This is a genomic window from Paeniroseomonas aquatica, from assembly GCF_030409335.1.
In the GTDB taxonomy this organism is placed as follows: Bacteria; Pseudomonadota; Alphaproteobacteria; order Acetobacterales; family Acetobacteraceae; genus Belnapia; species Belnapia aquatica.
On sequence record NZ_JAUFPN010000108.1, the window covers coordinates 40,932 to 63,820 of the forward strand.

Consider the following 22,889-nt stretch of genomic DNA (forward strand, 5'->3'; position numbering starts at 1 on the left):
GAAGCGGGCCGCGCGCGTCGCGCCGGGCCGGCCACCGCCGGTTGAGGATTGCAACCGCCGGAGCCGGCGGTCACGATCGCCCCAGCGCGGGGCGACCCGCGCCAACCACCATGGTCCACCCGGACGCCCCGCGGCGCCCGGCAAAGCGCGAGCAACGCGCGAACCAGGAGGAAGCGCATGAGCACGACAACCTACGGAGCGGCCAGCAGACCAGCACCCACCACCGACCCCGCCCTGATCGCGGGCGGCCCGCTGGAGGAGCATCACCTGCGCTCCCCGGCCTATCGCAACGTGGCGCAGCAGCAGAAGCTGACCGGCACGCATTGGCACATCGCCTGGGCCAATGGCCTGGGCTGGGGCTTCGACGGCATGGATGGCGCGATCTTCGCGCTGGTCGCGCCGATGGTCATGGCCGAATTTGCCGTCGGCCTGCCGGAGTACCGGACCGGCGTGCAGATCGCCATGCTGGTCGGCATCATCGGGCTCTACCTCTGGCCCTGGCTGGCCGACCGCTACGGCCGGCGCAACCTGCTGGCCATCAACATCGCCATGTTCTCGCTGATGATGCCGCTGGTCGCCTTCGCGCCGAGCTGGGGCTTCTTCGTCGCCGCCTACGCGATGTGCCGCTTCGCGCTGAACGGCGAATGGGCCATCGGCTCGATGCTGGTGGCGGAGACCTGGCCGGCGCGGCTGCGCGGGCGGATCGTCTGCGCCGACCGCGCGGCCTGGGGCGTCGGCGCGGCGCTGGCCGGCACCATCACCGCCTTCGTCGTCGGCGGCTGGGGCTGGCGCGCCGCCTTCATCCTGCCCGGCGTGGTGGCGCTGCTGGCGATCTACGTCCGGCTGCTCTGCCCGGAATCGCCCTACTGGGTCCGCACCATCGACCGCAAGCGGCGCATCCGGGACCAGCAGGCGCGCGGCGCCCGGCTGAGCGAGGACGACGGCGCCTGGATCGGCAAGGCCGAGAAGGTGGGCATCCGGCAGCTGTTCCTGCCGGACATGCGGCGCAACACCGCGCTCGCCACCTTCGTCGCGACAACCAACCTGATCGCCTTCTCCACCGTCGGGCTCTGGATGCCGCTCTTCCTGAAGGAGGCGCACGGCTGGACCGCGGCGGAATACGGCAGCTTCTACATCGCCTGGGGGCTGGTGGGCGTGCTCGGCATCGCCGGCGCCGGTTGGATCATCGACAGGTTCGGCCGCCGGCTCGGCTTCCTGCTGATGCTGCTGGAGGGCGCGCTGTTCCTGACCCTCTGGGTCTATGCCGACAGCAAGCCGATGCTCTGGACCTACGGCCTGCTCTGGAGCATCGGCTTCCTCGGCGTCTGGGGGCCGGCCACGACCTACACGACCGAGATCTACCCGACCCGCATCCGCGGCGTGGGCAACGGCTTCTCCTGGGCGGTCGCCTTCTTCATCGGCTACGTGCTCTGGCCCTTCGTCGCGGTCTGGCTGCGGGAGGGCACCGGCAGCTTCGCCGCGGCCTTCCTGCTGATACCCGTGGTGATGCTGCTGCAGGGCGCGGTGGTCTGGTTCTGGAGCCCGGAGAATGCGGGCAAGGAGCTGGACGGCATCCACGTCTGACAGGATGCGGCGCCGGGCACACCGCATTGCGGTTTGACCGGCGCCGCCGCGGCCCTCTAACCCCCTGTCCCAGCAGACAGGAGGGTTGAGGACCGATGCCGGAGGCCCCGCGCCACGACGCCCCGGTACGGCCCGCCTGGACCAGCCTGCCGTTGTGGCTGGCGATCTGGGTGGTGGCCTGTGCCGGGTCGCTGGCGGGCGTGGTGCTAGCGGACCATTGGCTGGCGCTGGCGATGTACCGCTGGATCGGTCCGTCGCGGCCTGCCTATCTGCTGATCCGCGGGCCGGAGGCGCTGACCGCCCTGGCCATCACCGGGACGGCCGGGCTCGGCCTGTGGCGCTGCGCGGCGGGGCGGCTGCGGGGCGGCTGGAATACGCTGTTCCTCGCCGGCCTCGGCGTCTGCGTGGCGCTGGCCCTGAAGACCGAGTTCAAGCTGCTGTTCGGCCGGGTCGAGCCGGTGATGTGGTTCCGCCACTACAGCAGCCCGCTGCGGAGTTTCCACCTGTTCTATGCCGGGTCGTTTCCCTCCGGGCACATGGCGGTGCTCGGCGTGCTGACCGCCTTCGCCTGGGCCTACGGCTGGCCGCTGCGGCTGGCCTGGCTGCTGGGCTGTGCCGCGGTGGGCGGGGCGCTGATGGGGGTCGGCGCGCATTTCCTCACCGACCTGGTCACGGGGATGCTGCTGGGCGTGACCGTCGGCGCCTGTTGCCGCCGGGCCGCGCAGGGCTAGAGGCCGAGCAGCGCCTTCGCGGTGCCGCCGGCCAGCGCCGCGCGGGTCGCCTCGTCGAAGCTCTCGACCGCGCAGACATGGCCGATCGGGTCGCTGTCGGCCATGTCGAAGGGGAAGTCGGTCCCCATGACGATCCTGTCCACGCCATAGACCTTCACCAGATACTCGAGCTGATGCGGGGTGAAGACGATGGTGTCGAAATACACCTTGCGCAGGTAGTGCGTCGGCGGCTGCGGCAGGGCGCCGCGGCTGTCGGAGCGCGCGCCCCAGGCGTGGTCGATGCGGCCGGAATAGGCTGGCATGAAGCCGCCGCCATGGACCGCCAGGATCTTGAGCCCCGGGTAGCGTTCCAGCACGCCGTCGAGGATCAGGTGATGCAGCGCGACGGTGGTATCGAGCGGGTTGCCGAGGACGTTGTTGAGGTAGAAGCGGGTGAGGCGGGCCCCGTCCGAGAAGCCGTTGGGGTGGATCATCACCAGCGCGCCGAACCGCTCCGCCGCCGCCCAGAAAGGCTCGAAGGCGGGGTCCGAGAGCTCCTTGTCCCCCACCGTCGTCAGCACCTGCACGCCCTTGAAGCCGAGCGGGCCCATGCAGCGCCCGAGCTCGCGCACCGCCTCGCCGGCATCCTGCATCGGCACGGAGCCGAGGCCGATGAAGCGGTCCGGCCGCGCGGCGCAGAAGGCGGCGATGCCGTCGTTGACCATGCGCGTCGCCGGCACTGCGATCTCGAGCGGCACGGTGTAGTAGCATTGCGGCGGCGGCGGCGCGCAGACCTGCAAGTCGATGCCCATGGCATCCAGCGCCGCCAGCCGCGGGCCGTGCCGCAGGAAGACCTCCCGCCGGTCGGCATTCTGCTTCGCGTTCAGCGCCCGGGTTTCGGGCGTGGCGAAGCGGGACAGCGGGATGGTGGCGGGGTCGAGGTGCGGGGCGACGAAGGCGCCGGCCTCGGGCACCAGCACATGGGCGTGGATGTCGACGGTCAGCGACGCGGGCCGCGTCTCCCGCCCCGGCCTGGCGTGGCGGCGGGCGGCGGTGGCGCCGTAGTGGTTGCTGGGCTCGGTCATGCACGCGGTCTCCCCTGCTGGGGGTGAGGCTAGCCCGGCACCCCCGGCCCGGGCCATCCTGCCGGCGACACGCGGGGGAGCACAGCATGGCGCGGATCGGGATCGCCGGCCTCGGCCGGATGGGGGCGGCGCTGGCGGCGCGGCTGCTGGAGACGGGCAATGCCGTGACGGTCTGGAACCGCTCGGCGGAGAAATGCGCGCCGCTGGCGGCGGCCGGCGCCACCCTGGCCGAAAGCCCGGCGGCGCTGGCCGGGGCGGTGGAGGTCATCGTCACCGTCCTGACCGACGCCGCCGCCGTCGAGGCGGTCTATGCCGGCCCGCAGGGCATCCTGGCCGCCGATCTCACGGGCCGGCTGGTGATCGAGATGAGCACGCTGCGGCCGGAGGCGCCGCAGGCCCTGGCCCCGCGCGTCGAGGCCCGCGGCGGCGCCTTCGTCGAATGCCCGGTCGGCGGCACCACCGCCCCGGCGCGGCAGGGCAGGCTGCTCGGCCTCGCCGCCGGCCGCGCCGAGGATGTCGCCCGGGCCCGGCCGCTGCTGGAGCAGCTGTGCCGCCGCATCGAGCATGTCGGGCCCATCGGCGCCGGCGCCTCCATGAAGCTCGCCATCAACCTGCCGCTGGCGCTCTACTACCAGACGCTGGGGGAGGCGGTGACGCTCTGCGCCCACCTCGGCCACGACCCGGCCTGGCTGATGGAATTGTTCGGCGACACCACCGGCGGCGCCAACGTGCTGAAGATCCGCGGCGGCACCATCGCCCGCGCCCTGCAGGGCGCGGACCTCGGCGCCACCGCCTTCGACATCGACGGCATCCGCAAGGACCTCCGCGCCATGCTGGCGGAAGCCTCCGCCCGCGGGGCGCGCCTGCCGATGACGGAGACGGCGCTGACGGCCTATGACAGCGCCGCCGCCGCCGGCTGGGGCGGCCGGGACGGCTCGGCGATGCCGGCCTTCTGGCCGGGCCGGACCATCACCTGAGGAGAGAGCATGCCACTTGAACAGGCGCTTGCATGGATCGCCGAGCACCGGACCGGGATGATCATCCTGGTGGTGGTCATGTTCGTCACCATCGCGGCCCGGCGCGGCCGCTGACGCGTCAGCCGGGCTGCATCGCGTGGCGGCGGCAATGCTCGAGGTAGGCCGCCTCGTGTGCCGCCACCAGTTCGACGGTGCTGTTCCAGAGCCAGGAGGGCGCATCGATCGTCCTGGGCCGATGGCGCTGCAATTCGGCCAGCCAGTGCCGGCGGCCCGCGGCCTCCATCTGCCGGGCATGGCCCTGGCCGACGACCTGGGCGAGGAAGGCGGCCACGTCCATCGCCTCGGCCCGGGTCAGGTGCTCGATCTCGAGCTTGAGGTCCTGCGGCAGCAATTCCCGGATGAAGACGGCCTTGTCCAGCAGCCGCGCCGCGACCATCCGCCCGCCGAGGAAGGGCGAGAGCGCCCGGGCGCCGGCCACCACCCGCGCGGCATTGTCGCGCGGCATCTCGCCGGCGCCGCTGCGCGGGGCGGCGGCGGCGATCGCCTCCTTCACGTCCATCAGGCAGTGCCGCTCGGCCTTGCCGGTATCGACCGCGACCAGCACCGCGAGCCGCAGCCGGCCGAGCGAGCTGCAGCCCTTGCGCCAGTAGGCGGCATCCAGCACCCGCACCGGGGCGGAGGCATCGCGCGAGCGCAGCGCGGTCGCCAGCCCGCGCAGCGCATCCTCGGCAAAGAGCGCCTCGACCGCCTCCCGCTCCGCCCGGGTCAGCGGCCAGAAGCGCTTGCCCAGCGGGATGACCGGCGCCACGCCCTCGATCCGTTCGTCGGCCAGGTGCTTCCAGGACCGGCGGGCGGCCTCGCGCATCACCGAGCGGATGAGCTTCGGGCTGGCGCCGGCCCCGGGGGCCGCCGCGGTCTCCGGGGCGAAGGCGGCCTCGTAGCCGGCGACCACCTGCTCGAGGATATGGACCGTCGTCACCCCGGGCAGGTCGGAGCCCCGCGCCGCCATCGCCAGCGACAGGCCGAGCCGGATGATGTCGTGCGCCGGGTTGCCGATGACCGTCTGGTCGAGGTCGCGCACCTGCAGCGCCAGCGCCCCCTCGGCGCTGGCCACCGGCCCGAGGTTGCCGACATGGCAGTCGCCGCAAATCCAGACCGGCGGACCCTCCGGCAGCCGCAGCCGCCCCGAGGCCTCGAGCCATTCGTAGAAGCGCGTCGTGCTGCCCCGCACATAGGCATGGGCCGAGGAGGCCATCTTGCGGTTGCGGTCGGCGGCCAGGATCGCCGGCCGGTCTTGCGGCCGGGGGCCGGCCTTCGCCCGGGCGGCGCCGCTCATCGGGCCATTAGGCCCTGGCATGGGGGAAGCATCGTCGGTCCTTCTGCGGTCAGGCGTCCCAACGGCCGATGCTGCAGAAAGATGACATTACGATCCCCTTAGGTTTCGCCGCGGCCGGGGTTGCGGGACCGGCCCGGCGCGGCGGATCATCACCGCGCGTCCAGACCTTCAGGAGACACCGATGCGCCAGCCCCTCCTCCGCCATGCCGGCCGTGGCGCCTGCCTTGCCGCCGCCTTCGCCGCCGGGCTGCTCGCCGCCCGCGTCGTCCCGGAGGCCGAGGCGCAGCCGGGGCCGCCGCCCATGGTGCCGCAGATCATCAACGTCATGGCCATGACCGACGACGAGATCGGCCCGCTGGTGCCGAACACCGACCTCCGCTCCCGCCTGCTGAGCGCCACCGGCGACGGCACCGTCAGCCTCCAGAGCGGCAACGTCATGCGCCACTTCCACGCCGACGCGAACGAGATCCAGCTCATCCTCGACGGCGCCGGCTCCTTCTGGCTCGGCGAGCGGGAGATGCAGGTCAAGGCCGGCGACCTCGTCATCATCCCGAAGGGCACGGTCCATGCCGGCTCGCGCGCCACCACCGGGCGGTTCCGCGCGCTGGCCATCAAGCTGCCGCCGCAGCGGCCGGGCGATACCGTCGCGGTGCCCTGAGGGCGCCCGCCGCCGCCGCTTGACGCGGCGGCGGCGCCTTCCGCATCCTCCCGGCAAGGGCGGCCCGCGCAAGGATGGCCGCCGCGGAGGAACGACGCCATGCGGGTGACCCGCCGCCTGATCCTGCGCCTGGTCCCTGGACTGGCCGCCGGCCCCGCCGCGGCGCGCGCCGAGGCCTATCCGGGCCGCGCCATCCGGCTGATCGTCCCCTTCGCCCCCGGCGGGCCGACCGACGTCATGGCCCGCGTGCTCGCGGCCGGGTTCGGCGGGGCCTTCGGCCAGCCGGTCGTGGTCGAGAACCGCGGCGGCGGCGGCGGCAACATCGGCGTCGCCGCCGCGGCCCGGGCCGCGCCCGACGGCTACACCCTACTGGTCACCTCGACCGGCTTCGTCGTGAACCCCAGCCTGTTCCGCAACCCCGGCTACGACCCGGTGCGGGACTTCGCGCCGATCACGGAGCTCGGCGCCTCGCCCAATGTCATCCTCGCCACGGCGCAATCCGGCATCGGCTCGGTCGCCGACCTCGTCGCCCGCGCCCGGGTGCAGCCGGGCGGGCTCGACCTCGCCAATCCCGGCACCGGCTCCACCCCGCACCTGACGGCGGAGCTGCTGCAGCTCGCCGCCGGGATCCGCTTCGTCCAGGTGCCGCACGCCAGCGCGGCGCTGGCGGTGCAGTCGCTGCTGGCCAATACCACCCCGGTCGGCATCACCGCCCTGCCGCCGGCCCAGCCGCATATCCGGTCGGGCGCCTTCCGCGCGCTCGCCATCACCGGCGCCGAGCGCTGGCCCGACCTGCCGGAGGTGCCGACCATGCTCGAGCTCGGCTATCCCGGCTTCGTCTCCGAAACCTTCCAGGGCCTGCTCGCCCCCGCCGGCACGCCGCCGGCCATCATCCGGCGGCTGGAGGCCGCAGCGCGGGCGGTGCTGGCCGAGCCGACGACCGCCGGCCGCCTGCGCGCCGCCGGCTTCGGCCTCCGCGGCGGCGGCCCGGAAGGCCTGGCCGACCGCATCGCCCGCGAGGTGCCCTACTGGCGCGACCTCATCCGCCGCGCCGGCATTCCGCAGGAGGGCTAGGGGGCGCTTGACGCCGCCGCGCAACAAGGCTTGGCTTCGTACTGAAACGCGCCGCGACAGACGGCGCCGGGAAGGGAGACGCCTGATGCCGGACGGCATTCCACGGCCGAGCGCGGCCAGCACCCGGCATCGGGATGCCGCCGCCTGACCCATCGGCCCCGCCCCGCGGCGGCCGCACGAACAAGATCCTCCAGGGAGACTCATCCATGAAAGACCTCGGGACCACCCGTCGCGGCCTGCTGCAATCCGGTGCGGGCCTCGCCGCCGGCGCGCTCACCCTGCCCGCCACCGTCGCCCGCGCCCAAGCGCCGGCGCGCGGCGGCGACCCGCTGCGGGTCGGCGTGATGACCGACCTCTCCGGCCCCTTCGCCGGCGCCGGCAGCCAGCCGCTGTTCTGGGGCGCCGAGGTGGCGATCGAGATGTTCAACGCCGCCGGCGGGGTCGACGGCCGGCCGGTCCAGGCCATCACCGCCGACAGCCAGTCGAAGGCCGACGTCGCCATCAACGAGGCCGAGCGCCTGCTGGGCCAGGAACGGCTGGAGGTGGTGACGGGCATCTATTCCTCCGCCCATGCCGTCCCGCTCTCGGGCCGCTTCGAGCAGTCGAAGAAGATGATGTGGATCACCTCGGCGATCGCCACCGCTGTCCTGAAGGACAAGAATTTCCGCTACGTCTTCCGCCCCACCGTGCATTCGGACCAGTACGGCGAAGGCTCGGTCTCGATGATCCACGAGCACGCCCAGGCCAAGCTCGGCACGGCGCCCGACAAGGTGAAGCTCGGCGTCATCTACGAGGACGGCCCCTACGGCACCGGCGTCTCCTCCGCCATTGAGGCCAATGCCAAGCAGCGCGGCATGCCGATCGTGCTGAAGGAAGCCTATGCGGCGACCGCGCCCGACCTCTCGACGCTGGTGACCAAGCTGCGGCGGGAACGCCCGGACGTGGTCTTCCAGGTCGGCTACAACCCGGACATCACGCTGTTCCTCCGCCAGGCCAAGTCCGGCGGGCTGCGCTTCAAGATGCTGATCGGCCATGGTGCCGGCTGGTCGCAGATCGACCGGCTGACCGAGACCTTCGGCGCCGACGTCAACCACATGTGCAACGTCGACCCGGCGGCGACCCAGATGCTGGACTGGTCGAAGCTCGGCCCCGGCGTCGGCGACCTGGCGAAGGCCTTCGTCGAGAAGTTCCAGGCCAAGCACAACCTCCGCGACCTGCCGCCGCATGCCTCCATGGGCTTCAACAACACCTGGATCTTCCTCGAGCACGTGCTCAAGCCCGCGGTGCGGAAGACCGGCGGCATGACCGCGGATGCGCTGCGCGAGGCCGCGCTCGAGATCGACATCCCGACCGGCGGCACCATCCAGGGCTACGGGGTGAAATTCGCGCCCCCCGGGGATGCGATGGCCGGGCAGAACCAGCGCAGCATCGCCGTGGTCATGCAATTCGACAACGGCAAGTCCCGCGTCATCTGGCCGACCGCCATCGGCGTGCCGCCGGTGCTGCCGCTGCCCGCCGGCCATGCCTTCGCCGCCCGATGACAGCCCTGCTCGAGGTCGCGGGACTGACCAAGCGCTTCGGCGGCTTCACCGCCGTCGACGCGGTCTCCTTCTCGGTCGCCAAGGGGGAGATCCTCGGCCTGCTCGGGCCGAACGGCTCGGGCAAGAGCACCACCTTCAACTGCATCGCCGGGATGCTGAAGCCCAGCGCCGGTTCGGTGAAGCTCGCCGGGGAGGAGATCGGCGGGCTGACGGCCGATGAGACCTGCCGGCGCGGCATCGGCCGCACCTTCCAGATCCCCCGCCCCTTCCGCGGGTTGTCGCTGCTCGAGAATGCCGCGCTTGCCGCGCATTACGGCGCCGGCGGCCATATCAGCCGGGAGGAGGCCGAGAGCCGCGCCCGGGACGCGCTGAAGCTGGCGCAGCTGCCGGTCGACCCGCATGCGACGACCCAGGGGCTCGGCGCCGCCGGGCTGAAGAAGCTGGAGCTGGCCCGGGCCCTGGCCACCCAGCCGAAGCTGCTGCTGGCCGACGAGAGCCTCGGCGGGCTCGACACCACCGAGATGTACCAGGCGGCCGCCATGCTGAAGCGCATCCGCGACGAGCGCGGCATCACCATCGTCTGGGTCGAGCACATCATGGGCGTGCTTCTCTCCGTCGTGGACCGGGTGGTGGTGCTGGACCATGGCGCGGTCATCTTCCAGGGCACGCCGCAGCAGGCGCAGGAGGATGAGAAGGTCGCCGAGGTCTATCTCGGCCCGCCGGAATCGAGGGTCGCATGAGCGCCGCCGTGGAACCGCTGCACCGGCCCCGCCCCGCCTCCAGCGCCTCGCTCGAGCTCAACGGCGTCCATGCCGGCTACGGCGACTTCGCGGCCCTCTTCGGCGTCGGGCTGCATGTCGACCCCGGCGAGGCGGTCGGCGTCGTCGGCCCGAACGGGGCGGGCAAGACCACCCTGCTGCGGGTCATCTCCGGCCTCATCCGCCCGACCGCCGGCAGCCTGCGCTTCGACGGCCATGACCTGACCACCACCCCGGCGCATGCGCTGCCCGCCCTCGGCATCGCCCATGTGCCGGAGAACCGGCGGCTCTTCCCGCATCTGACGGTGGAGGAGAACCTCAAGGTCGGCGCCTTCTCCCCGGCCGCGCGGCCGCATTTCATCGCGCGGCGGGACCATGTCTATGAGCTCTTCCCGAAGATGAAGGCGCGCAGGCACCAGCTCGCCGGCACCATGTCGGGCGGCGAGCAGCAGATGTGCGCCATCGGCCGGGCGTTGATGTGCGGCCCCCGCATCCTGCTGCTGGACGAGCCCTCGGCCGGGCTCGCGCCGCTGGTGGTGCAGCAGGTCTTCGACCTCGTCCGCCGCATCCGCCAGGAAGGCCTGACGGTGCTGATCGTCGAGCAGAACGTGGCGCAGGTGCTGCGCGTCGTCGACCGCGCCTATGTGCTCGAGACCGGCCGCGTCGCCGCCGAGGGCCGTTCCGCCGAGCTTGCCGCCGACCCCGCCATCCGCCGCAGCTATCTGGGAGGGCATTGACCCATGGACCCGTTTCTCCTGGAGGCCCTGGTCAACGGCATCCTGCTGGGTGGCGTCTTCGCCCTGCCGGCGCTGGGGCTGAACCTGGTCTTCGGCGTCGTCGACGTGGTCTGGCTCTGCTACGCCGAGCTGGTGATGGTCGGCATGTATGCCGTCTGGTTCCTCTTCACCCAGCTCGGCTGGCCCCTGCCCTTGGCCTTCGCCACCTGCCTGCCGATCGTCTCGCTGCTCGGCATCGCGCTGCACTACCTTGTCGTGCGGCCGCTGCTGTCCTCGCCGCCGATCAACCAGGTGCTGGCGACGGGCGGCGTTCTGTTCCTGCTGCAGGGCGCGATGACGCTGGTCTTCCGCACCGAGTTCCGCAGCCTCGGCGTCGACATGCCGCCGATGGAGGTGGGCGAGATCTTCGTCAGCGGCACCAAGCTGGCGGCCTTCTGCGCGGCGCTGGTCGGCGCCGCCATCCTCTGGGCCTTCCTCAAGTACACCTATGTCGGCACCGCCATCCGCGCCATCGCCCGCGATAGGGAGGTGATGCCGCTGATGGGGGTCGACCCGCAGCGCATCTACCTCATCGCCTCGGCGGTGGGCGGGGCGCTGGCCGGGCTGGCGGCCTGCCTGCTGGTGGTGCAGCTCGACGTCCACCCCTTCGTCGGCCTGTCCTTCGGTCCCATCACCTTCATGATCTGCGTCATGGGCGGGCTCGGGAACATGCTGGGCGGGTTCCTCGCGGCCTTCCTGATGGGGATCATCGTCTCGGTCGGCGGCTTCTGGGGCACCACCGAATTCTCCTACGTGGTGGCCTTCGGCTTCTTCATCGTCACCATGTTCGCCCGTCCCCGGGGGTTGTTCGCCCGATGAAATCCCTCATTCCCTGGGCCGTCGTCGTCGCGCTGCTGGCCTGCCTGCCGCTGCTCTCGCCGCCGGAGTATTTCATCCACCTCGGCGTCACCGTGCTGCTGACCGCGGTCGCCGGCACCGGCTGGGCGATGATGGGGCGCTACGGCCTCGTCTCCTTCGGCCATGGCGCCTTCCTCGGCATCGGCGCCTATACCATGGCGCTGCTGTGGAACATGGCGGGGCTCTCGCCCTGGGTCGGCATCCCCATCGGGGTGGCGCTGGCGGCGGGGGCCGGCGTGCTGCTCGGCTATCCCTGCTTCCGGCTGAAGGTCATCGGCCATTACTTCGCGCTGGTGACGCTGGCGGCCGGCGAGATCGTCCGCATCCTCATCACCGCGCTCCGCGAGTACACCGGCGGCTCGCTCGGCATGACGCCGGACCGGGTGCCGCCGGAAAGCGCCTTCCTGGCGATGCAATTCGACAAGACGGGCTTCTGGTGGCTGGCGCTCGCCGCCTGGGCCGGCGGGCTGCTCGCCTGGTGGCTGCTCGACCGCTCGATGTCCTCGAAGGCGCTGGCGGCGATCTCGGAGGATGAGGATGCGGCGGCCTCCATCGGCATCCGCGTCACGCGGGAGAAGCTGAAGGTCACCCTGATCTCGACCGGGCTCGCCGCCCTGGCCGGGGCGCTGACCGCGCAGTACCGGATGTACCTGAACCCGGAATCCCTCGCCGGCCTCGGTCCCTCGCTGCAGATCGTCTTCGGCGCCATCGCGGGGGGCATGTATGCGCCGCTCGGCCCGACCGTCGGCGCCATCATCACCATCGGCCTCGACGAATCGCTGCGGGTCGCCTTCGGCACCGATTTCACCGGCGGCGCGCCCTTCATCTACGGCATCCTGCTGGTGCTCTTCATGATCTACCTGCCGCGCGGCATCGTCGGCATCTTCGAGCGCCGGCGGAAGCCGGCCGCGGCGCCGCCGGCGCTGGGCGTGCCGGTGGCGGCTAAGTAGCCGCCTCCGCCAGCAGGCGGACGCTGCGCGGCGCCAGGGGACGCGTCTCCGGCCCGGCCTCCCCGGCGCTGTCCGCCAGCAGCCGCCAGGCGAAGCCGGGGCGCGGCGGCGGCAGCACCAGCGGGCAGGGCACGTCGCCGCCATGCAGCGCGACCAGCACCCGGTCGCCCGCCGCCTGCAGCAGCACGACGATGCTGCGCCCGCTGTGCCAGTCCTCGAAGGCCCCGCCCTCCGGCCGCAGCCAGGCGACATCCCCGGCCCCGGTCAGCCGGGCCGCGGCATGGAGCGCCGGATGCGCCAGCCGGGCGCGGACCAGCCGGCCGGCATAGGCCGCCAGCCCCGCATCCATGCCCGCCCAGTCGAACCAGGAGAGGGCATTGTCCTGGGCATAGGCATTGTTGTTGCCGCCCTGACTCCTCCCGGCCTCGTCGCCCATGGACAGCATCGGCGTGCCGCGGGCCAGCAGCAGCGTCGCCAGCAGCGCCCGCACGTCCGCCGCCCGCCGCGCCCGCACCGCGGGGTCGTCGCTCGGCCCCTCGGTGCCATGGTTCCAGGAATGGTTCTCGCCGCCGCCGTCGCGGTTCTGCTCGCCGTTGGCCTCGTTGCGGCGATGGGTGAAGGAGACCAGGTCGGCCATGGTGAAGCCGTCATGCGCGGTGACGAAATTGACGCTGTCGGCCAGCGACCGGCCGGGCCCGAACAGGTCGGCCGAGCCGGCGAAGCGCGTCGCCAGCTCCCCCAGCATCCCGGCGTCGCCACGCCAGAAGCGCCGCACCGTGTCGCGGAAGCGGTCGTTCCACTCGCCCCAGCCGGGCGGGAAGCGGCCGAGCTGGTAGCCGCCCATGCCGATGTCCCAGGGCTCGGCGATGATGAGGCAGTGCCGCAGCACCGGGTCCTGGCGCATCGCGCTCAGCAGCGGGGCCTCGGGGTCGAAGCCGTGGTCCCGCCGCCCCAGGGTGGCGGCCAGGTCCAGCCGGAATCCCGCCACCCCCGCCTGCACCGCCCAGTGCCGCAGCGCGTCCATCACCAGCCGCAGCGGCCAGGGCCGGTCCAGCGCCAGCGTGTTGCCGCAGCCGGAATCATTGGCGTAGCCGCGCCCGCGCACCCGGTAGAAGCCGGCATTGCCGAGCCCGCGCAGCGACAGCGTCGGACCGTCGGCATCGCCCTCGCCGCTGTGGTTGAAGACCACGTCGAGGATGGTGCCGATCCCGACCTCGCGCAGCGCGGCGACGGCGGCCCGTACCTCGGCCATGCCGCCCGGCGCCAGCTTCGGGCAGGGGACCAGGAAGGCGACCGGGTTGTAGTTCCAGTAGTTGGTCAGGCCGAGCGGCGGCAGGTGCCGCTCGTCGACCCCCGCCGCCACCGGCAGCAGCTCCACATGGGTGACGCCGAGCGCCTTGAGGTGGGCGATGGCCGCCGGATGGGCGAGGCCGGCGAAGGTGCCGCGGATCGCCTCCGGCACCCCGGGGTGGCGCATGGTGAAGCCGCGGACGTGCAGCTCGTAGATCACCCGCGGCCCGGCCGGCAGCGGCACCGGCGGCGCCGGCGGCGCCGGCGGCGGCGCGACGATGGCCTTCGGCACCGCCGCCACGCTGTCGGCGGCATCCGGCCGGTCCCCGGTGTCGAACAGGACGGGGTCCAGCCGGAAGGGCCGGTCGAGCGCGGTCGCCCAGGGATCGACCAGCAGCTTGGCCGCATTGAAGCGGTGCCCCACCTCCGGGTCCCAGGGCCCATGCGCCCGCAGGCCGTAGCGGGCCCCGGGCGCCACGCCGGGAACATGGCCGTGCCACACCGCCCCGCACCGCCCGGGCAGCGCATGCCGCGCCAGCTCCACCGTGCCGGTCGCATCGAAGAGGCAGAACTCCACCCCGGTCGCCTCCGGCGCGACGACGGCGACATTCACCCCCGCCGCATCGGCCACCACCCCCAGCGGCTCCGGCACACCCTCGCCCACCCGACCATCAGCCATGCGATATCCCATGCAACAAGGCCGCGTAGCGCGCGGCGGAGCGGCGCCAGGACACGTCGCCGGCCAGCGCGTTGCGCTGCACCTGCGCCCAGGCCGGCGCATCCCGGTAGAGCCCGGTGGTGCGGAGGATCGCGGCCGTCAGCGCCTCGGCGGTGGCGGGGGCGAATTGCACCCCGGTGCCGCTGCCGGCCGCCAGCGCCGCCTCGTTGGCGTCGATCACAGTATCCGCCAGCCCGCCGACCCGCGCCACCACCGGCAGCGCGCCGTAGCGCAGCGCGCAGAGCTGGGCGAGGCCGCAGGGCTCGAAGCGGGAGGGCACCAGCACCGCATCCGCCCCGCCGTAGCCGAGCCGCGCCAGCGCCTCGTCGAAGCCGATGACCGTGCCGACCCGGCCGTGGTGGGCCGCCGCCGCGTCCCGGCAGCGGGCTTCCAGCGCCGCCTCGCCGGTGCCGAGGATGGCGAGCTGCCCGCCCTCCCCCAGCAGCGCCGGCAGCGCGTCCAGCACCAGGTCCACCCCCTTCTGCCAGGCCAGCCGCCCGACGAAGAGGAACAGCGGCGCCGCCGGCTCCGCCGCCAGGCCGAAGCGGGCCTGCAATTCCGCCTTGTTCAGCGCCCGCGGCGCCGGGTCCCTGGCGTCGAAGCGGGCGGCGAGATGGGCGTCCGTCGCCGGGTTCCACTCGGCATCGTCGATGCCGTTGAGGATGCCGCTGACCGCGCCGCCGCGGCCGCGCAGCAGCCCGTCGAGCCCCATGCCGCCCGCGGCGGTGCGGATCTCCATGGCATAGGTCGGCGAGACCGTGGTGATCCGGTCGGCGAACCAGAGCCCGGCCTTGAGGAAGCCGACCTGGCCGAAATACTCCACCCCCTCGATGCCGAAGGCGGCCGGCGGCAGGCCCAGCGCGGGGAAGAGGCTGGCGGGGTACTGGCCCTGGAAGGCCAGGTTGTGGATGGTGAAGACCAGCGGCAGCGCGCTGGCATGGACGTGCCGCAGATAGGCGCCGACCAGCCCGGCCTGCCAGTCGTGCGCGTGCACCGCCTCGAAGGCGAGGCCCTTGGCCGCCCCCGTCGCCACCATCGCCGCCGCCGCCGAGAGCGCGGCGAAGCGCAGCCCGTTGTCCGCCCAGGCGGCGCCATCGGGCGCGAGGTAGGGATTGCCCGCCCGGGCAAACAGATGCGGCGCATCCAGCAGCAGCAGATCGAGCCCGGCATGGGTCGCCCGCAGCAGCCGCGCCGGCCCGCCAAACAGCTCGGGCAGGGACAGCACCGGGCGCGGCCGTTCGATGGCCGCCAGCACCGCCGGGTAGCCGGGGATCAGCGTGGTGACCGCGATGCCCTGCGGCGCCAGCGCCCCCGGCAGGGCGCCGACCACATCCGCCAGCCCCCCCGTCTTCACCAGGGGGAAGCATTCGGAGGCGACGGCCAGCACCCGCATCAGGCGAGCTTGTCCAGCATCGCCTGGGTGATGAGGCAGATGCCGCGGTCGGTGCGGCGGAAGCGCCGGGCGTCCTCGACCGGGTCCTCGCCCACCACCAGCCCCTCGGGGATCCGCACGCCGCGGTCCACCACCACGTTGGTCAGCCGCGCGTAGCGGCCGATGTCGACCTGCGGCAGCACCACCGCGCCATCGAGCTTCGACCAGGAATGCATGTGCGCATGGGTGCAGAGCAGCGACCGCCGCGCCGTGCCGCCCGAGATGATGCAGCCGCCCGAGACCAGGGAGGAGATCGCCTCGCCGCGCCGGCCCGGCACGTCATGGACGAATTTGGCCGGCGGGGTGATCTCGGCATAGGTCCAGATCGGCCAGTCGCGGTCAAAGAGGTCGAGCGGCGGGACGATGTCGGTGAGGTCGATATTGGCCTCCCAATACGCGTCCACCGTGCCGACGTCCCGCCAGTAGGGCACCAGCTCGGAGGAGGAGCGCACCACCGAGCGTTCGAAGCGATGCGCCACCGCCTTGCCGTTGCGGACGATCCAGGGGATCAGGTCCTTGCCGAAGTCGTGCTGGGAGGTGAGATCCTCGGCGTCGCGCTTCAGCTGGTCGAGCAGAAACCTGGTCTCGAAGACATAGATGCCCATGCTGGCCAGCGCCAGGTCCGGCCGGTCCGGGATGCCGGGCGGGTCGGCCGGCTTCTCCACGAAGTCGACGATGCGGCCGGTGGTGTCCACCTTCATCACGCCGAAGCCGGTCGCCTCCATGCGCGGCACCGCCATGCTGCAGACGGTCACGTCGGCGCCCTGCTCGACGTGCTGCTGCAGCATCTTCTCGTAGTCCATCTTGTAGACATGGTCGCCGGCCAGCAGCACGATGTGGCGCGGCGCCATGTCGGCGATGATGTCGGCGTTCTGGTGCACCGCGTCGGCGGTGCCGAGGTACCAGTTCTGCTCCGAGATGCGCTGGCTGGCGGGCAGGATGTCGAAGCTCTCGTTCCGCTCGGGCCGGAGGAAATTCCAGCCGCGCTGCAGGTGGCGGATCAGGCTGTGCGCCTTGTACTGCGTCGCCACCGCGACCCGGCGGATGCCGGAGTTGATGGCATTCGAGAGGGCGAAGTCGATGATGCGCGACTTGCCGCCGAAGTAGACCGCCGGCTTGGCGCGGCGGTCGGTCAGCTCCATCAGCCGGCTGCCGCGCCCGCCGGCGAGCACGAAGGCCATGGCGCTGCGGGCGAGCGGGCCCTGCACGCGCTCGGGCCCGTATTCACGGCTGTTCGACATCCTCTGGTCCCCCCGCGTCGTCCGGCATCAGGTAGACCGTGGCCAGCGGCGGCAGCAGGACGCTGGCCGACGCGGGCAGGCCGAAAGCGGGCACCGGCACCGCCTCCACGATTCCCAAATTGCCGAGATTCGAGCCTCCGTATACCTTCGAATCCGTGTTCAGCACCTCCCGCCAGCGGCCCGTCCGCGGCAGGCCGATCCGGGTGTCCGGCCGCGGCACCGGCGTCAGGTTGCAGAGCACCGCGACCAGGCTGTCGCCGTCCTGGCGGATCCAGGTCAGCACCGAGCGCATCTCGTCGTCGGGGTCGATCCACTGGAAGCCTTCCGCCCGCCGGTCCCCGGCATGCAGCGCCGGCACCGCCCGGTGCAGCCGGTTCAGGTCGCGCACCAGGGCCTGCACCCCCTGGTGCCGCGGGTCCCGCAGCAGCGCCCAGTCCAGCTCGCGCGCCTCCGACCATTCCCGCCACTGGCCGAACTCGCCGCCCATGAAGAGCAGCTTCTTGCCCGGATGGGCCCACATGAAGCCGTAGTAGCAGCGGAGGTTGGCGAAGCGCTGCCAGTCCTCGTCCTGGCCGGGGCCGCCCGCGTCCCCCCGGGGCATCCGGCCGAGCAGGCTGCCCTGGCCCGGCGCCACCGCGTCATGGCTGAGCGGCAGGATGAAGGCCTCGTCGAAGGCATAGAGCAGGCCGAAATTCATCAGCCCGTGGAACCAGCGCCGCTGCAGCGGATCATGCGCCATGTAGCGCAGGGTGTCGTGCGCCCAGCCCAGGTTCCACTTGAAGGTGAAGCCCAGCCCATCCGCCGCGGTGACCCCGGGGAAGTCCGTCGCCTCCTCGGCGATCATCAGCGCCCCCGGCGCCTCCTGCGCCACCAGCGCGTTCAGCCGGCGGAGGAAGCCCCGGGCATCGTGGTCGGCCGTGCCGCCGTCGTCGTTCGCCACCCAGCCGCCCGGCGGCCGGCCATGGTCGAGGTGGATCATGCAGGAGACCGCATCCACCCGCAGCCCGTCGGCATGGAAGTGGTGCAGCCAGTACAGCGCGCTGGAGACGAGGAAGGCCGCCACCTCGGGCCGGCCGTAGTCGTAGGTGGCGGCGCCCTGGCCGGCCTCGGCGCCGTGCCGCGGGTCCGGGCGCTCGTAGAGCGGGGCGCCGTCGAAGCGGGCCAGCCCGTGCGCGTCCGGCGGCACCTGCGCCGGCACCCAGTCGAGGATCACCCCGATGCCGGCCGCATGCGCCGCGTCGACGAAGCGCGCCAGCCCCTCCGGCCCGCCGAGCCGGGCGGTGGGCGCGAAGATCCCGGTCGGCCGGTAGCCCCAGGAGGCATCGCAGGCATGCTCCATCACCGGCAGCAGCCCGATGTGGGTGAAGCCGAGCCCGGCGACATGGGGGATCAGCGCCGCCGCCAGCTCGTCCCAGTGCCAGAAGCGCCCGTCCGGGTGGCGCCGCCAGGAGGGGGCATGGGCCTCGTAGATCGCCAGCGGCGCGCGCAGCGCGTCGCGCCCGGCGCGGGCCGCCATCCATTCGGCGTCCCCCCAGGCGAAGGGCGCGGGGTCGGCGACGACGGAGGCGGTGCCGGGCCGCAACTCCGCGGCGAAGCCGAGGGGGTCCGCCTTCAGGGGCAGCACGCGGCCGGCCTCCGGTCCCTCGCCGGCCATGATCTCGTACTGGTAGGCGGCCCCGGCGCCGAGCCCGGGCAGGAAGATCTCCCAGATCCCGCTGTCCGGGCGCCGCCGCATCGGGTGCCGCCGCCCGTCCCAGCCGTTGAAGCCGCCCACCACCGAGACCCGCCCGGCCCGTGGCGCCCAGACGGCGAAACGGGTGCCCGCCACCCCCGCATGGGTCACCGCATGCGCGCCCAGCCGCTCCTGCAGCCGGGTATGGGTGCCTTCCCGCAGCAGGTGGTCGTCGAGCGGGCCGAGGCAGGGGCCGAAGCCGAAGGGGTCGGCGAAGGCGGCACCGCCGCCGGCCCGCAGCCGGTAGCCCGGCGCGGGCGGCGGGCCGGGCAGCAGCGCCTCGAAGAAGCCGTCCGGGTGGCGGCAAGCGAGGGCGACCTCGCCGCCCGGCCGCAGCAGCGCCAGGCTCGCCGCCCCCGGCACGAAGGCCCGCAGCACATGCGAAGCGGCCGCCGCGGGCGCGGCCACCGCATGCGGCCCGAGCACGGCGAAGGGGTCGTCGTGGCGCGCCCCGAGGATGGCGTCGACCGCCGCCTCCGTCGCCCGCCAGGCCTCCCCCACCGGCCCGGTCTCCGGCACGCCGGCCCTCAGCGCACCGGCACGTTCCAGATGTCCTCGGCGTATTCGCGGATGGTCCGGTCGGAGGAGAACCAGCCCATGCTCGCGGTATTGAGGATCGCCGCCTGCTGCCAGCCGGCGCTGCTGGCCCAGCGCGCATCCACCTCGCGCTGGCTGTCGTAGTAGGCGTCGAAGTCGGCGGCGACCATGAAGTAGTCGCTGCCGCGCAGGGCCTCGACCAGGTCGCGGTAGCGGTGCCGGTCGTCCGGGGAGAAGACGCCGGAGCCGATCGCCTCCAGCACCTCGGACAGCCGCGGCGAGGCCTCGATCGCATGGGCACCCTGCAGGCCTTCGTGCCGGCGCGCCGCCACCTCCTCGGTGGTCATGCCGAAGATGTGGATGTTCTCCGGCCCGACCTGCTCCAGCATCTCGACGTTGGCACCGTCCAGCGTGCCGATGGTCAGCGCGCCGTTCAGCCCGAGCTTCATGTTGCCGGTGCCCGACGCCTCCATGCCCGCGGTCGAGATCTGCTCCGAGAGGTCGGCGGCGGGGACGATGACCTCGGCGAGGGAGACGTTGTAGTTCGGCAGGAACGCCACCTTCAGCAGGTTGCGCACCGTGGGATCGCTGTTCACCACCCGGGCCACGTCATGCGCCAGCTTGATGATGAGCTTGGCGCGGTGGTAGCTCGCCGCCGCCTTGCCGGCGAAGATCTTCACGCGGGGGACCCAGTTGCGGGTGGGCTGGCTGCGGATGGCGTCGTAGAGCGCCACCGTCTCCAGCACGTTCAGCAGCTGGCGCTTGTATTCGTGGATGCGCTTGATCTGCACGTCGAACATCGCCTCGGGGTCGACCCGCAGGTCGAGCGAGGCGCGGATGACGCTGGCCAGCGCCTCCTTGTTCTGCCGCTTCACCGCGAGGAACTTGGTCTGGAAGGCGGCATCCCGGGCGAAGGGCTGCAGCGCCGCCAGCGCCCCGGCATCGTCGAGGAAGCGCGGGCCGATGGTCTCGGTCAGCAGCCCGGTCAGCCCCGGGTTGCACTGCTGCAGCCAGCGCCGGAAGGTGACGCCGTTGGTCTTGTTCACCACCTTGTCCGGCGACAGCGCGTGGAAGTCCTTGAACACGGTCTTCTTCAGCAGGTCGGTATGCAGCGCCGAGACGCCGTTGACCTTGTGCGAGCCGACGAAGGCGAGATGCCCCATGCGCACCCGCCGTCCGTGCGCCTCCTCGATCAGCGAGACCGAGGAGAGCAGCCGCCCGTCCTCGGGATGCGCGGCGCGCACCCGGTCGAGGTGGAAGGCGTTGATCATGTAGATGATCTGCATGTGGCGCGGCAGCAGCCGCTCCATCAGCGGCACCTGCCAGCTCTCGAGCGCCTCCGGCAGCAGGGTGTGGTTGGTGTAGCTGATGGTGCCCTGGGTGATCGTCCAGGCCTCGTCCCAGGGGATGTTGTGCAGGTCGACGCAGATGCGCATCAGCTCCGGCACCGCGATGGCCGGGTGGGTGTCGTTCAGCTGGATCGCCACCCGGTCCGGCAGCGACTTCAGGTCGCCGTAGACGCGAAGGTGCCGCCGCACCAGGTCCTGCAGCGCGGCGGAGGCGAAGAAATACTCCTGCTTCAGCCGCAGCTCCTGCCCGGCCGGGCTCTCGTCCGAGGGGTAGAGCACCTTGCAGATGCTCTCCTGCCGCACCCGGTCGGCCAGGGCGCCCAGGTGGTCGCCGTAGTTGAAGGCATCGAGCTTCAGCGGGTCGGCGGCGCGGGCCGACCAGAGCCGCAGGGTGTTCACGTGCTCGCCGCGCCAGCCGACCACCGGCGTGTCGTAGGCGACGGCCTGCACCACCTCGGCGGGGTGCCAGACATGGCGGACCCGCGCCTCGGAGACGACCACGGCTTCCACCGCGCCGCCGAAGCCGATGTCGTGGCTGATCTCGGGCCGGGCGTATTCCCAGGGGTTGCCGTTGTTCAGCCAGTCCTCGGGGTATTCCTGCTGCCAGCCGTCGCGGATGATCTGGCGGAACAGCCCGTGCTCGTAGCGGATGCCGTAGCCGAAGGCGGGGATGCCGAGGCTCGCCAGGCTTTCCATGAAGCAGGCGGCGAGCCGGCCGAGGCCGCCGTTGCCCAGCGCCGCATCGGGCTCGGCCTGGCGCACCTTCTCGAAGTCGACGCCGAGCGGCGCCAGCGCCTCGTCCACCAGCTCGGTCAGGCCGAGGTTGGTCACGCCGTCCCGCAGCAGCCGGCCGATGAGGAATTCGAGCGAGAGGTAGTAGACCTGCTTCTGCCCGGTCTCGTAGGCGGCGCGGGTCGCGCTCAGCCAGCGATCCACGATGCGGTCGCGCACCGCCAGCGCCGTCGCCATGAACCAGTCACGGTCCCGCGCCCCTGCCTGGCTCTTGCCCAGGTCGTAGGTGAGCTTGCGGACGATGGCGGCACGCAGCGCATCCGCCTCGGCGGCGGTGGGCTTCTGGGGTTCGGTCAGCGCATTCACGGAGTCTAGACCTTTCAAGCTGCCCTGCGGCTGGCGCCGCCTGAAACCTGCGATAGTGGCAGACCATTTCGAAAAACTGAACTGTTACGCGCTCAACCGCGGGTGGCGGCATTGGCGAAGAATAACTGCTCATCGTTGATGCGGTAGCCGGTGATGGCCGCCTGCCCGGCCGGGCCGCAGAGCCAGTCGATGAAGCGCTGGGCTTCCGCCGCCTTCACATGCGGGTGCCGCTGTGGGCTCACCGCGATGGCACCATACTGGTTCAGCAGCCGGGCGTCACCTGCCGCCAGGATCGTCAGGGATTGCCGGTTGCGGAAGGCCAGCCAGGTGCCGCGGTCGGCCAGCAGGTAGGCATCCTGCGCCGCGGCGGCGTTCAGCGCCGGGCCCATCCCCTGCCCCACCTCGCGGTACCAGCCGCCGCGGCCGGCCAGCGGGTCCACCCCGGCCAGCCGCCACAGCCGCAGCTCCGCCGCATGGGTGCCGCTGCGGTCGCCGCGGGAGACGAAGGGCGCCCCCGCCGCGGCGATGCGGCGGAGCGCCTCCGCCACGTCGCCCAGCTCGCCGATCCGGGCCGGGTCGGCGGCGGGGCCGACCAGGATGAAGTCGTTGTACATGACCTGCCGGCGCGGGCCGCCGAAGCCCTCCGCCACGAAGCGGTCCTCCGCCGCGCGGTCGTGCACCAGCAGCGCATCGGCATCGCCGCGGCGGCCGACGTCCAGCGCCTGGCCGGTGCCGAGCGCCACGACGCGGACGGCGATGCCGGTCTCCCGGGTGAAGGCCGGCAGGATATGCCCGAACAGCCCGGACTGCTCCGTGCTGGTGGTCGAGGCCAGGGTGATGAAGCGGTCCTGGGCCTGCGCGGTGGCCGGCATGGCCAGGAGCGAGAGCAGAAGGCTGCGACGGGTCACCAGAGCAACTCCCCTTGGAGGAAGGCGGCGGCCTCGGCACTGGCCGGGCCGGCGAAGAAGCGGTCGGCCGGGGCGGCTTCCAGCACCCGGCCACGGTGCAGGAAGACCACCTCCCCGGCCAGCCGCCGGGCCTGGCCGAGGTCATGCGTGGTCATCACGATCTTGCAGCCGCCGGCGGCGATGCCGGCGGCGATCTCCTCCACCGCCCGGGTGGCGCCGGGGTCGAGGCTGGCGCAGGGCTCGTCGAGGAACAGCACCGGCGGCGCCAGGGCGGCGG

Annotated in this window: 18 protein-coding genes and 1 pseudogene; 10 read left to right on the forward strand and 9 right to left on the reverse strand. The window is 72.5% G+C overall.

Going from position 1 to position 22,889, the window contains the following annotated elements; translation table 11 throughout:
• Positions 1 to 177: 177 nt before the first annotated feature.
• Positions 178 to 1,584: an MFS transporter gene (locus tag QWZ14_RS09835; RefSeq protein WP_290316468.1), complete on the forward strand. Its 1,407-nt coding sequence runs from the start codon at positions 178 to 180 to the stop codon at positions 1,582 to 1,584.
• A 95-nt stretch (positions 1,585 to 1,679) separates the two neighbouring features.
• The gene (locus QWZ14_RS09840; protein ID WP_290316469.1) at positions 1,680 to 2,315 is read left to right on the forward strand and encodes a phosphatase PAP2 family protein; all 636 of its coding nucleotides are present in this window, start codon (positions 1,680 to 1,682) and stop codon (positions 2,313 to 2,315) included.
• Here QWZ14_RS09840 and QWZ14_RS09845 read toward each other — a convergent pair.
• On the reverse strand, positions 2,312 to 3,379 hold the full coding sequence (locus QWZ14_RS09845) for an amidohydrolase family protein (RefSeq protein ID WP_290316470.1): 1,068 nt from the start codon (positions 3,377 to 3,379) through the stop codon (positions 2,312 to 2,314). The two genes, QWZ14_RS09840 and QWZ14_RS09845, sit on opposite strands and share 4 nt — an antisense overlap.
• A gap of 86 nt (positions 3,380 to 3,465) precedes the next feature.
• Between QWZ14_RS09845 and QWZ14_RS09850 the strand changes: the two genes are divergently transcribed.
• A complete protein-coding gene (locus QWZ14_RS09850) occupies positions 3,466 to 4,356 on the forward strand; it encodes an NAD(P)-dependent oxidoreductase (protein ID WP_290316471.1) in 891 nt (296 codons plus the stop codon).
• 118 nt (positions 4,357 to 4,474) lie between these two features.
• On the opposite strand, the gene QWZ14_RS09855 is transcribed toward QWZ14_RS09850, so the two are convergent.
• Positions 4,475 to 5,692: a DUF2252 family protein gene (locus tag QWZ14_RS09855; protein ID WP_290316472.1), complete on the reverse strand. Its 1,218-nt coding sequence runs from the start codon at positions 5,690 to 5,692 to the stop codon at positions 4,475 to 4,477.
• A gap of 181 nt (positions 5,693 to 5,873) precedes the next feature.
• On the opposite strand from QWZ14_RS09855, the gene QWZ14_RS09860 reads away from it, so the two are divergent.
• The 7 genes from QWZ14_RS09860 to QWZ14_RS09890 all read left to right on the forward strand — a co-directional run bounded on the left by QWZ14_RS09860 (position 5,874) and on the right by QWZ14_RS09890 (position 12,307).
• A complete protein-coding gene (locus QWZ14_RS09860) occupies positions 5,874 to 6,350 on the forward strand; it encodes a cupin domain-containing protein (RefSeq protein ID WP_290316473.1) in 477 nt (158 codons plus the stop codon).
• A gap of 99 nt (positions 6,351 to 6,449) precedes the next feature.
• Positions 6,450 to 7,424 carry a Bug family tripartite tricarboxylate transporter substrate binding protein gene (locus QWZ14_RS09865; RefSeq protein ID WP_290316474.1) on the forward strand — a complete coding sequence of 325 codons (975 nt, stop codon included), beginning with the start codon at positions 6,450 to 6,452 and terminating at the stop codon, positions 7,422 to 7,424.
• A 206-nt stretch (positions 7,425 to 7,630) separates the two neighbouring features.
• A complete protein-coding gene (locus QWZ14_RS09870) occupies positions 7,631 to 8,965 on the forward strand; it encodes an ABC transporter substrate-binding protein (protein ID WP_290316475.1) in 1,335 nt (444 codons plus the stop codon).
• Entirely contained in the window at positions 8,962 to 9,705 is a 744-nt protein-coding gene (locus QWZ14_RS09875) for an ABC transporter ATP-binding protein (protein ID WP_290316476.1), read from the forward strand. Before QWZ14_RS09870 ends, QWZ14_RS09875 begins: the two co-directional genes overlap by 4 nt.
• On the forward strand, positions 9,702 to 10,460 hold the full coding sequence (locus QWZ14_RS09880) for an ABC transporter ATP-binding protein (RefSeq protein WP_290316477.1): 759 nt from the start codon (positions 9,702 to 9,704) through the stop codon (positions 10,458 to 10,460). Before QWZ14_RS09875 ends, QWZ14_RS09880 begins: the two co-directional genes overlap by 4 nt.
• Before the next feature lie 3 nt (positions 10,461 to 10,463).
• The gene (locus QWZ14_RS09885; protein ID WP_290316478.1) at positions 10,464 to 11,318 is read left to right on the forward strand and encodes a branched-chain amino acid ABC transporter permease; all 855 of its coding nucleotides are present in this window, start codon (positions 10,464 to 10,466) and stop codon (positions 11,316 to 11,318) included.
• Positions 11,315 to 12,307 carry a branched-chain amino acid ABC transporter permease gene (locus tag QWZ14_RS09890; RefSeq protein ID WP_290316479.1) on the forward strand — a complete coding sequence of 331 codons (993 nt, stop codon included), beginning with the start codon at positions 11,315 to 11,317 and terminating at the stop codon, positions 12,305 to 12,307. The genes QWZ14_RS09885 and QWZ14_RS09890 overlap by 4 nt, the downstream gene beginning before the upstream one ends.
• Here the strand turns inward: QWZ14_RS09890 and glgX are convergent.
• From glgX to glnQ, 7 genes and pseudogenes are all read right to left on the reverse strand, one after another.
• Complete coding sequence (gene glgX / locus QWZ14_RS09895; RefSeq protein WP_290316480.1) at positions 12,300 to 14,276, reverse strand: glycogen debranching protein GlgX; 1,977 nt, start codon at positions 14,274 to 14,276, stop codon at positions 12,300 to 12,302. The two genes, QWZ14_RS09890 and glgX, sit on opposite strands and share 8 nt — an antisense overlap.
• On the reverse strand, positions 14,269 to 15,708 hold the full coding sequence (glgA, locus tag QWZ14_RS09900) for a glycogen synthase GlgA (RefSeq protein WP_290316481.1): 1,440 nt from the start codon (positions 15,706 to 15,708) through the stop codon (positions 14,269 to 14,271). The genes glgX and glgA overlap by 8 nt, the downstream gene beginning before the upstream one ends.
• On the reverse strand, positions 15,708 to 16,988 hold the full coding sequence (gene glgC, locus QWZ14_RS09905; RefSeq protein ID WP_290316482.1) for a glucose-1-phosphate adenylyltransferase: 1,281 nt from the start codon (positions 16,986 to 16,988) through the stop codon (positions 15,708 to 15,710). Before glgC ends, glgA begins: the two co-directional genes overlap by 1 nt.
• Positions 16,972 to 19,239 (reverse strand): 1,4-alpha-glucan branching protein GlgB, encoded by a 2,268-nt coding sequence (gene glgB / locus QWZ14_RS09910; RefSeq protein ID WP_290316483.1) that lies wholly within the window; start codon positions 19,237 to 19,239, stop codon positions 16,972 to 16,974. Before glgB ends, glgC begins: the two co-directional genes overlap by 17 nt.
• A gap of 8 nt (positions 19,240 to 19,247) precedes the next feature.
• The gene (locus tag QWZ14_RS09915) at positions 19,248 to 21,704 is read right to left on the reverse strand and encodes a glycogen/starch/alpha-glucan phosphorylase (protein ID WP_290316484.1); all 2,457 of its coding nucleotides are present in this window, start codon (positions 21,702 to 21,704) and stop codon (positions 19,248 to 19,250) included.
• Between the two features lie 92 nt (positions 21,705 to 21,796).
• Positions 21,797 to 22,612 carry a substrate-binding domain-containing protein gene (locus QWZ14_RS09920; protein ID WP_290316485.1) on the reverse strand — a complete coding sequence of 272 codons (816 nt, stop codon included), beginning with the start codon at positions 22,610 to 22,612 and terminating at the stop codon, positions 21,797 to 21,799.
• Positions 22,609 to 22,889: pseudogene (gene glnQ, locus QWZ14_RS09925) on the reverse strand (glutamine ABC transporter ATP-binding protein GlnQ); the annotation flags it as partial. The pseudogene glnQ and the gene QWZ14_RS09920, both read right to left, overlap by 4 nt.

What these genes read in the sequence shown, in the direction of transcription:
- QWZ14_RS09835 (WP_290316468.1), top strand. Translation starts at nt 178, where the DNA reads ATGAGCACGACAACCTACGGAGCGGCCAGCAGACCAGCACCCACCACC.
- QWZ14_RS09840 (WP_290316469.1), top strand. Translation starts at nt 1,680, where the DNA reads ATGCCGGAGGCCCCGCGCCACGACGCCCCGGTACGGCCCGCCTGGACC.
- QWZ14_RS09845 (WP_290316470.1), bottom strand. Translation starts at nt 3,379, where the DNA reads ATGACCGAGCCCAGCAACCACTACGGCGCCACCGCCGCCCGCCGCCAC.
- QWZ14_RS09850 (WP_290316471.1), top strand. Translation starts at nt 3,466, where the DNA reads ATGGCGCGGATCGGGATCGCCGGCCTCGGCCGGATGGGGGCGGCGCTG.
- QWZ14_RS09855 (WP_290316472.1), bottom strand. Translation starts at nt 5,692, where the DNA reads ATGAGCGGCGCCGCCCGGGCGAAGGCCGGCCCCCGGCCGCAAGACCGG.
- QWZ14_RS09860 (WP_290316473.1), top strand. Translation starts at nt 5,874, where the DNA reads ATGCGCCAGCCCCTCCTCCGCCATGCCGGCCGTGGCGCCTGCCTTGCC.
- QWZ14_RS09865 (WP_290316474.1), top strand. Translation starts at nt 6,450, where the DNA reads ATGCGGGTGACCCGCCGCCTGATCCTGCGCCTGGTCCCTGGACTGGCC.
- QWZ14_RS09870 (WP_290316475.1), top strand. Translation starts at nt 7,631, where the DNA reads ATGAAAGACCTCGGGACCACCCGTCGCGGCCTGCTGCAATCCGGTGCG.
- QWZ14_RS09875 (WP_290316476.1), top strand. Translation starts at nt 8,962, where the DNA reads ATGACAGCCCTGCTCGAGGTCGCGGGACTGACCAAGCGCTTCGGCGGC.
- QWZ14_RS09880 (WP_290316477.1), top strand. Translation starts at nt 9,702, where the DNA reads ATGAGCGCCGCCGTGGAACCGCTGCACCGGCCCCGCCCCGCCTCCAGC.
- QWZ14_RS09885 (WP_290316478.1), top strand. Translation starts at nt 10,464, where the DNA reads ATGGACCCGTTTCTCCTGGAGGCCCTGGTCAACGGCATCCTGCTGGGT.
- QWZ14_RS09890 (WP_290316479.1), top strand. Translation starts at nt 11,315, where the DNA reads ATGAAATCCCTCATTCCCTGGGCCGTCGTCGTCGCGCTGCTGGCCTGC.
- glgX (WP_290316480.1), bottom strand. Translation starts at nt 14,276, where the DNA reads ATGGCTGATGGTCGGGTGGGCGAGGGTGTGCCGGAGCCGCTGGGGGTG.
- glgA (WP_290316481.1), bottom strand. Translation starts at nt 15,708, where the DNA reads ATGCGGGTGCTGGCCGTCGCCTCCGAATGCTTCCCCCTGGTGAAGACG.
- glgC (WP_290316482.1), bottom strand. Translation starts at nt 16,988, where the DNA reads ATGTCGAACAGCCGTGAATACGGGCCCGAGCGCGTGCAGGGCCCGCTC.